This is a genomic window from Microcoleus sp. LEGE 07076 (assembly GCF_015207455.1).
In the GTDB taxonomy this organism is placed as follows: Bacteria; Cyanobacteriota; Cyanobacteriia; order Cyanobacteriales; family Microcoleaceae; genus Microcoleus.
In genome coordinates this window covers 21,728-29,235 of sequence record NZ_JADEWV010000066.1, presented here as the reverse complement: position 1 = coordinate 29,235, position 7,508 = coordinate 21,728, and the positions used below count along the sequence as shown (strand labels likewise).

Below are 7,508 nucleotides of genomic sequence, written 5' to 3'. Positions count from 1 at the left end.
AATTGCTCGTAATTTAGCACTCAATCTTTATCGAGAAGCTGGAGAAACAAATATGGCACAGGCACAACGGCTCGCGGGCTATGGTCTAGACGTTTTGAAGAAGCTGTTTAGAATGAAATAGCCCTGGGTTATCTTGTGTCACCCTACGCACCGCAATACATTTTGCAGACCAAGACCTAATCAAGGTCTTCTGAAGTTTGCGAACTGCTTTAACATCACCACATTCACTCGCTTGGAATATGCGCTTTTGCAACTTAAAAGTCACCCGTTCTAGCTTTCGCCAGTTGATGTCTTTCCACTCCACCGTCTGATTATTCAGCGTTTTAGATATATTCATTGCTACTTGTTCTACTCCGTTGGAATTACCGTGTATCTGTCAGCATATCTCTGTCATTACAACAGAACATTCGCTTTTGATACCATCCCTCTCTTAAGTATCATTCGTTAGCTACTTACTGGTTCTCGACCTTTCCCAGAGATAATTAAGAGTTACTTCGTTCCGATTACACATTGGTTGAGTCTTTAGCTGTGATGCTCTCCACCGGGGTTACGGGCGGTGCATATAAGTCGGATTTCCAACCGCTTAGCCCTATCCTTACCTTTTGGCTTGGTGTTAGTTAGTCTTTACCATATCTTACAACGGTTTTATCCTTAACTCAGCCATTACACCATTGTGGTTGACGATGGTTGAAACACATCTTTGCTTGCGCTACGCATGGACTCTTGCTTGACAGTTACCAAATTTGGCTTTCAGTAGTTCTGCCTTTTAACCCCGCTTTAGACTATTAGTTGCTACCCAATAAGCTAGGGGTTATGCTTTCACCTCTGCACTTGAGGGGTAGGACTTGGGCTGAACCCTCACCTACAAATGTAATCAGTTGTTACCAGTCTCATCAACTGGACTAATTTTTCTGTAAGCTTTTCAGCTTACTTTAATTTAAAGGAATCGCACGGAAATATACCACCCATCTGCTTTTCTGATAACTGTACCCGTCTTAACTTTGAATCCTTTTGGTATGGGACGGTGAAAGACCATAGGCACTTGACCTATTTTTGTGAGGCTAATACAAATCCTGTTTTGTTCATCTTTGACAATATCTAAGTTGTCTAATTGAGGGTAAGTGAAGGATTTGTAGTAGTGAAGCCCTTTGAATCTTGGCTTGCTCTACGATTGCCGTTTTTGTCGGGCGTGGTGAAGTTTGAAAAGGAAGTTTCAACTCGGTTGACGACATCTTGCAAAACCTGGGAATCTAACACTTTATAATCAGGGAATAATTTTTTAGTGTTTTTCAGGTCAGCTAATTGTATCGTCTGCCACTGTACATATCCGCCTTCAATGTTTGAGAAAACATCACCTTTCCTGGTTAGAGGATTGCCTGACTCATCCTTTTTTCTGCCATCCCTAGTTTGCACTCTAGTCAAGGGAATATTTCGATAAATCTCTTCAACAGGGACTATCGAAACAATCAATGGGCAGGCGTTGATAGGTGTTCTCGTGGTTTCCCACTACCTAAATCTTTCGCCGAGTCGGTAGTTTTACTGCCGACGGCAGAGTTCTAAATGAGCCACAATAGTTGCTAGTTGGGGCTTGGTTGGTTTGAGGCGGTATTTGTAAGTGAGTTGCATTTTTAGCTGCTTTTTTCGACCTACCTTAATCTACCATTTCTTTTGTTTTAATATCTAGGAAGTACATCAAAGTTAAAGGTACTCGCAATGTCTAATTGTCGGTTTCCGTACCTACACCCGACGAGCCTTTCATCCCTGCGGTAATTTATTCGGGGTACTTCGCGCAGCGCTCAGATTAATCCCCTCTAAATATACCCAGGGACTTCCCGGCTGGTAGTTAAAGGCTTTGTGACTCTGATGGCTAATTTACTCAACAATCGAACCATTCATTTGGAGCGTTGGAGCTCCTTCCCTCAAACTCCTGTGGATGCCTTTTATGCTTGTAACTCCTCTTAGTTGTAAAAAACCTACACCTGTCAGACGGGGGCACCGCCCCACTCATTGTTTTATTGTTTTTTACATAAAATTTAAATGCCGCAACAGCTTACCAAATCCGAGTTTGGTATGGGCTTTATCTTCTGACTCTTCTGTTTCCTCTTCTCTGGGCGCTTTTCGCCTCGAAAGTGGTTCGATCGTAAAGGGGGTATGTTACCCGGATTTTGTATAATTGGACGCGGCGGACAAGTCGTGAAGCTCTCAATGTACTAGCTAGTAGGAGTTTTTAAACCAGCAGTCATTTTTTCCAGTTTTTTTTTGACTAAACGGGACTTAATGAATTCCCACCTCCTCGATAGTGCTGTTGTGTTGCATGACTCATTGCCTCTGCTAAATGCTTCTTCAAAGTGACATCGGGTAGTGGCCCTTTTAAATGATTCCAAGGCAAAACCTGCTCCAAATCCCACTCTTGAAAAACATAATAATCCATCTCCGGTAACTGTCCCCGTAACTCCTTAAAAGCCCGCCGATAACTGCCTAAAGTATCGCCGTAATGCCGGACTAATTCCAACAGCTTAGACAAACGCCGATCGCCCTTGGACAACAAACCCTGAATTACCGACCAATTATAGCTTTCAGGTCTAAATTCTAAACCTAATTTCCGCAATTCTTTATCTAAAAACTTCAGTCTCTTCTGGGCATCTTTATTCACTCCAAACCACTGAAAAGGAGTGTGAGATTTCGGAACAAAAGTGCTGCATCCCAAAGTCAACCGCAAACCGGGAACCGCTTTTTTAATCGCCCGCATCATCGCCACTGTCTCCTCCAAATCCTCCATTTTTTCGCCGGGAATTCCCGCCATACCGTAAAGTTTAATACCCTTTAAACCGCCAGCCTTAGCATTGATAGCTGCCTGGATAATTTCGTCATTGGTGAGTTTTTTATTGACAATCTTGCGGAGGCGTTCGCTCCCGCTTTCCACCGCAATTGTCACAGATTTGCTGTCTCTGTTTGTCAAGATTTCTGCCAATTTAACAGTCACCGTATTCGTCCGTACCGAAGAAAGACTAAGCCGCACGCCGTCGTATTTCGGATGATTCAAATGTTCCAGCAACGCTTCAAATTCCGGGTGCTGAGTCACAGAAGCACCCAACAAACCCAAACGATTAGTGACAGCTAAACCGCGGTCGATCGCCGGAATTAGCGAATCCTCCAAACTCGCAGTTCTAAAAGGCAAAGTCAGATAACTTGCCAAACAAAAACGGCACATTTCTGGACAACTGCGAACCACTTCCACCATATAAATATTTTCCCAAGCGGCTTTTTCTGTCACCACAGTAGAAGCAGATAAAGTATTGCCGCGATAAGTCTGTTTTTCTACCGCACTGGGAATTCCCGAATCGACAGGCTGAATCGTTTTAATCCCCTCAGTCGCTTCCAAATAAGTTACTTCGTACAAACTGGGAACGTAAACTCCAGGGACTTGGGCTAAGTGCCGCAATTTAGTTGGTCTGTCGGCTTTACGCACTTGCTTGCAAGCATCAATAAAATTATCAATGAGATATTCGCCATCTCCCAGCAAAATCACATCAAAAAAATCGGCAAAAGGTTCTGGATTAGCCGTTAAAACGGGGCCTCCGCCGAATACTATGGGATGGCTATCGGTGCGTTGAGATGCCCAGATTGGAATTTCTAGAGATTCTAATAAATTGAGAATGTTTACATAGTCGAGTTCCCAAGAAAGCGAAAATCCCAGTAATTCTGGATGTCGGGGAAGTTGTTCGCGGATATCAGTAAATAAACGGCTTACTTCAATATCCGATCGCACAGCTAAAGTAGCCCACACTATCTGATATCCGAGACTGGTGATGCCAACCGTGTACTCGTTGGGAAAAGCAAAAATAGTCGGAATAGCATCAACATCGGGGGTTGCTGGAACAAATAACAGGCGTTCTAGGGCAAATGGGTTAGGACTCACGGCAAGTTTAGGATTAGCAATATATAGCCTTTCTCACAAAGATGAGATACTAATGGGCATGGGGCAAACAGGGCAAACAGGGCAGACCTCACCACGCTTGAGAACCGCTATAATATCTCATTATAGTTGCAAAAGTGTAGAAAAACCAGTTTGTAGTAAAGACTGAAGTCTTTTGTTTCCCAAGTCAGTAACAAGGACTAAATTCCTTACTACAAACTTATTATAATTTTCCCCAAAATCAATCTTTATTCTTTCAAATAATAACTAATCACAAATAAATTCTTCAAATTTACTCACAAAAAAACTAAAGTCCTTACTACAAACTTATTATAATTTCCCCCAAAATTAATGTTTATTCTTTCAAGTAATAATTAATCACAAATAAATTCTTCAAATTTACTCGGAAATAGAATCGTGTGAGTCCCGGTTTCTCGGCGGCGGTGCACTGTGAAAAGTCGCAATCAGCAAACAGATAATCCCAGCATTAATAAACACATCTGCCAGATTAAACACGGGGAACCGAATTATCCGAAAATCTATAAAATCTACAACGTGACCCAAAACAAATCGATCGATCCCATTCCCCAGTGCTCCCCCCAAAATCAAGCCGTAGCCAGCTTGTTCCCAGCGATTAATTCGCGGCCCGAACCAAGCCAGCACCATCAATCCCACACTCACGCCCAAAGACAGCCAGCGCAACCAAATCGCCCCGCCATTGCTAAACAAACTAAAAGCCGCACCGGTATTAACAACATAAGTGAAGTGAAATATTCCAGGTAACAGCGGCTGAGTCTGCGGAGGAACCGTCAAGTCAAAATTTTGGACTACCCAAAACTTACTCAGGTGGTCTAAAACTAAACTAATAATAGCAGCAACCCAGAACAACGGATTTCTTTTAAAACGCATGGATTAGCCAATAGAAGATGGGGTATCGGATCTGAAAGAATTTATTCAAATCTCGCGTGTCATTGCGAGCAGAATGCTGTGCAGCAAAGCAATCCCAGCCGCAGCGAGATGTTTTTCCCGTTTGGAAATGACAGTATAACCTGATTTGACACAATTACCAATTACCAACAGCACGACACCGAAGTCACGAATACAGGGATAGCTATTTTTCCCAATTCCCAATCAATAAAACATCAAGCGCCGCAAAGTAAATGATAGCAATGCGATCGCACAAACCAACGCCAATTGTCCCGGCATGGGATAAACCGAATATTTCAGAATCTCATTGAATAAAGGTGCTTTTTTGCCCGGAATCAGCAAGTAATTAAGAATTAGATAAATTAAGCCGATCGCGTGCACTGTAAATAAACCGCACAAACAGCTAAAAGCCATAGACTCCAGCCGCGAAGCCACCTTAAAAGCCACCCAGCCACACACCCAAGCACCAGGCACAAAACCCAGCAAATACCCAAAACTCGCTTCTTTGAGATAGCCGATGCCGCCGCCTTGAGAAAAAATCGGCCACAAAGTTAATCCTAATACCAAATAGGCAATTTGCGAGAGAGCAGCAGCATTTTTGCCGCCCATGCAGCCTACTAGCAACACGGCTCCAATTTGATAAGTAACACCTAAAGAGTACGCCTGAAGTCCGCGATCGTCCCACAACCCGATCGGAATTGTCACAGATGCTGGCAAAAAAGTGCCTCCTATCGTTAGGAGCAAACCAATAAAAGCCCAGATTAATTCAATAGGAGCAGGCATGATCGTCAAACAGCATTCACAAGAACATATAAGGCAGAAGGCATTTGTCAGATGCAAGCTTGAAGGCCCGCAGCTTTTAAATTCTCAATACTACCACTACGGTCAAAACAACTACCGTTCTCTGGTTTTCTCGTTCTTTCTTCCTGGATATTCCGATCGTGGCAATGGGGCATTTTTCGCGATCCTCTTCGAGGGCTTCGCTAACGGGCGATCGAATGCTTGTTTTGCTTGTTTACCTACCAATTGCTCCTCTCTTTACCTTATATTCTCACACTTGTCAAGCCCATCAACAAATTTAATTTAATATTAATTAATATTAAATTGCGATTAAATGTAAAGATTCTTAACCTAACCTTTACTTTCGTGCGATATGCTGGTGCGGGACATCCGTATAATGATCGCAGATTTTGTATACCTATGCTTTTTCGTCTGAACCTGATTAATCCGAATCGTGTGACAACAGCAATTTCCGCTGCGGCGATCGCCCTCAGCTTAGCAGCTTGCGGCGGCAGCACAACCAGCAGCAGCCCCAGCCCCGGCGACACCGCAGCATCCCCTGGCGCATCCCCCGTTGTAGCCACAGCAGCCAACACCAAACTCGCCCTAACCTCAGACGTAGCTCTGACAGCAGCAGGCGCTTCATTCCCCGCCCCCCTCTACCAGCGTTGGTTTCAAGACTTTAACAAAATCAACCCCAAAGTACAAATTAACTATCAATCAGTAGGCAGCGGCGCCGGAGTCGAACAATTTACCAAAGGCACAGTAGACTTTGGAGCCAGCGACACCGGCATGAAAGACGACGAAATCGCCAAAATTCCAGCAGACAAAGGCGTGCTCTTGCTCCCCATGACAGCCGGCAGCATCGTCATCGGCTACAACCTGCCAGACGTACCCGAACTCAAACTGCCCAGAGACGTTTACACAGAAATCTTCCTAGGAAAAATTACCAAGTGGAACGACCCCAAAATAGCAGCAGCCAATCCGGGTGTTACATTGCCAGACCAAAACATCACCGTCGTCCACCGTTCCGACGGTAGCGGTACAACCGCCATTTTCACCAAACACCTTAGCACCATCAGCCCCGACTGGAAAGCAGCAGTAGGCGAGGGCAAAACAGTACAGTGGCCCGTAGGTGTAGGCGCTAAAGGCAACGAAGGCGTCACAAGCCAACTCCTGCAAACCGCCGGCAGCGTTGGCTACATAGAATACGGCTACGCCAAAAACAACAACGTCAAATTTGCATCTTTGCAAAACAAAGCAGGCACATTTGTCGTACCTACAGACGATTCAGCTTCTCAAGCTTTAGGAACTACGCCCCTCCCGGAAAACCTGCGAGTATTTATCGAAGACCCCGAAGGCGCTCAATCCTATCCAATTGTCACCTACACTTGGATGCTCGTTCCCAAAAAAGTTGCCGATCCCAACAAAGCCAAAGCCATCGAAGCAATGGTTGAATACGGCTTAACCGAAGGTCAAAAAGTTAGTGCTGAATTGGGCTACGTTCCTCTGCCCCAAAGCGTCAGAGAAAAAGTTGCTTTAGCAGCCGACGGCATCAGCCCCGACTACAAGATTGAGATTGGCAAATAGTGACTGTTGACTGTTGACTGTTGACTGTTGGCTGTTGTCTGTTGACTGTCAGAGGGAAAAAATCCCTTTGGCTTGGCAAGGGGGTAAAAAAAAAGAAGAAGCAAGAGAGATATTTCTGTAGGGGCGGGTTTTACCAGAAATAATTGCCTAAAACCCAAAATCTTGTAAACCCACCCCCACCCAACTTCGATATCTTTCGGTGCATCTATTTATGTAGATACCGAGCGGGTGCGTCGCCACCAACAATCTACCGGGAAAGCTCTAAAATCTGGCAGCGACGCACTCTACAAGGGGC

The 7,508-nt window shown here is 44.5% G+C and carries 6 protein-coding genes and 1 pseudogene; 1 reads left to right on the top strand and 6 read right to left on the bottom strand.

Annotated features, from left to right (window positions below; translation table 11 throughout):
• Nucleotides 1-127: 127 nt before the first annotated feature.
• From IQ270_RS13370 to IQ270_RS13345, 6 genes and pseudogenes are all read right to left on the bottom strand, one after another.
• Nucleotides 128-337 (bottom strand): annotated as a pseudogene (locus tag IQ270_RS13370) (reverse transcriptase N-terminal domain-containing protein); the annotation flags it as partial.
• 770 nt (nucleotides 338-1,107) lie between these two features.
• The gene (locus tag IQ270_RS13365) at nucleotides 1,108-1,470 is read right to left on the bottom strand and encodes a hypothetical protein (RefSeq protein WP_193973679.1); all 363 of its coding nucleotides are present in this window, start codon (nucleotides 1,468-1,470) and stop codon (nucleotides 1,108-1,110) included.
• A gap of 66 nt (nucleotides 1,471-1,536) precedes the next feature.
• A complete protein-coding gene (locus tag IQ270_RS13360; RefSeq protein ID WP_193973678.1) occupies nucleotides 1,537-1,626 on the bottom strand; it encodes a helix-turn-helix domain-containing protein in 90 nt (29 codons plus the stop codon).
• A 637-nt stretch (nucleotides 1,627-2,263) separates the two neighbouring features.
• Complete coding sequence (locus tag IQ270_RS13355; RefSeq protein WP_193973677.1) at nucleotides 2,264-3,919, bottom strand: radical SAM protein; 1,656 nt, start codon at nucleotides 3,917-3,919, stop codon at nucleotides 2,264-2,266.
• Nucleotides 3,920-4,315: 396 nt separating this feature from the next.
• Nucleotides 4,316-4,825, bottom strand: coding sequence for a signal peptidase II (gene lspA, locus IQ270_RS13350; RefSeq protein ID WP_193973676.1), 510 nt, complete (start codon nucleotides 4,823-4,825; stop codon nucleotides 4,316-4,318).
• A gap of 222 nt (nucleotides 4,826-5,047) precedes the next feature.
• Complete coding sequence (locus tag IQ270_RS13345) at nucleotides 5,048-5,626, bottom strand: biotin transporter BioY (RefSeq protein ID WP_193973675.1); 579 nt, start codon at nucleotides 5,624-5,626, stop codon at nucleotides 5,048-5,050.
• A 417-nt stretch (nucleotides 5,627-6,043) separates the two neighbouring features.
• On the opposite strand from IQ270_RS13345, the gene pstS reads away from it, so the two are divergent.
• A complete protein-coding gene (gene pstS, locus IQ270_RS13340; protein WP_193973674.1) occupies nucleotides 6,044-7,213 on the top strand; it encodes a phosphate ABC transporter substrate-binding protein PstS in 1,170 nt (389 codons plus the stop codon).
• Nucleotides 7,214-7,508: the final 295 nt, after the last annotated feature.

Bases quoted from the DNA above. Each gene is read 5' to 3' on its own strand.
- IQ270_RS13360 (WP_193973678.1), bottom strand. From the start codon at position 1,626: ATGCAACTCACTTACAAATACCGCCTCAAACCAACCAAGCCCCAACTA.
- lspA (WP_193973676.1), bottom strand. From the start codon at position 4,825: ATGCGTTTTAAAAGAAATCCGTTGTTCTGGGTTGCTGCTATTATTAGT.
- IQ270_RS13345 (WP_193973675.1), bottom strand. From the start codon at position 5,626: ATGCCTGCTCCTATTGAATTAATCTGGGCTTTTATTGGTTTGCTCCTA.
- pstS (WP_193973674.1), top strand. From the start codon at position 6,044: ATGCTTTTTCGTCTGAACCTGATTAATCCGAATCGTGTGACAACAGCA.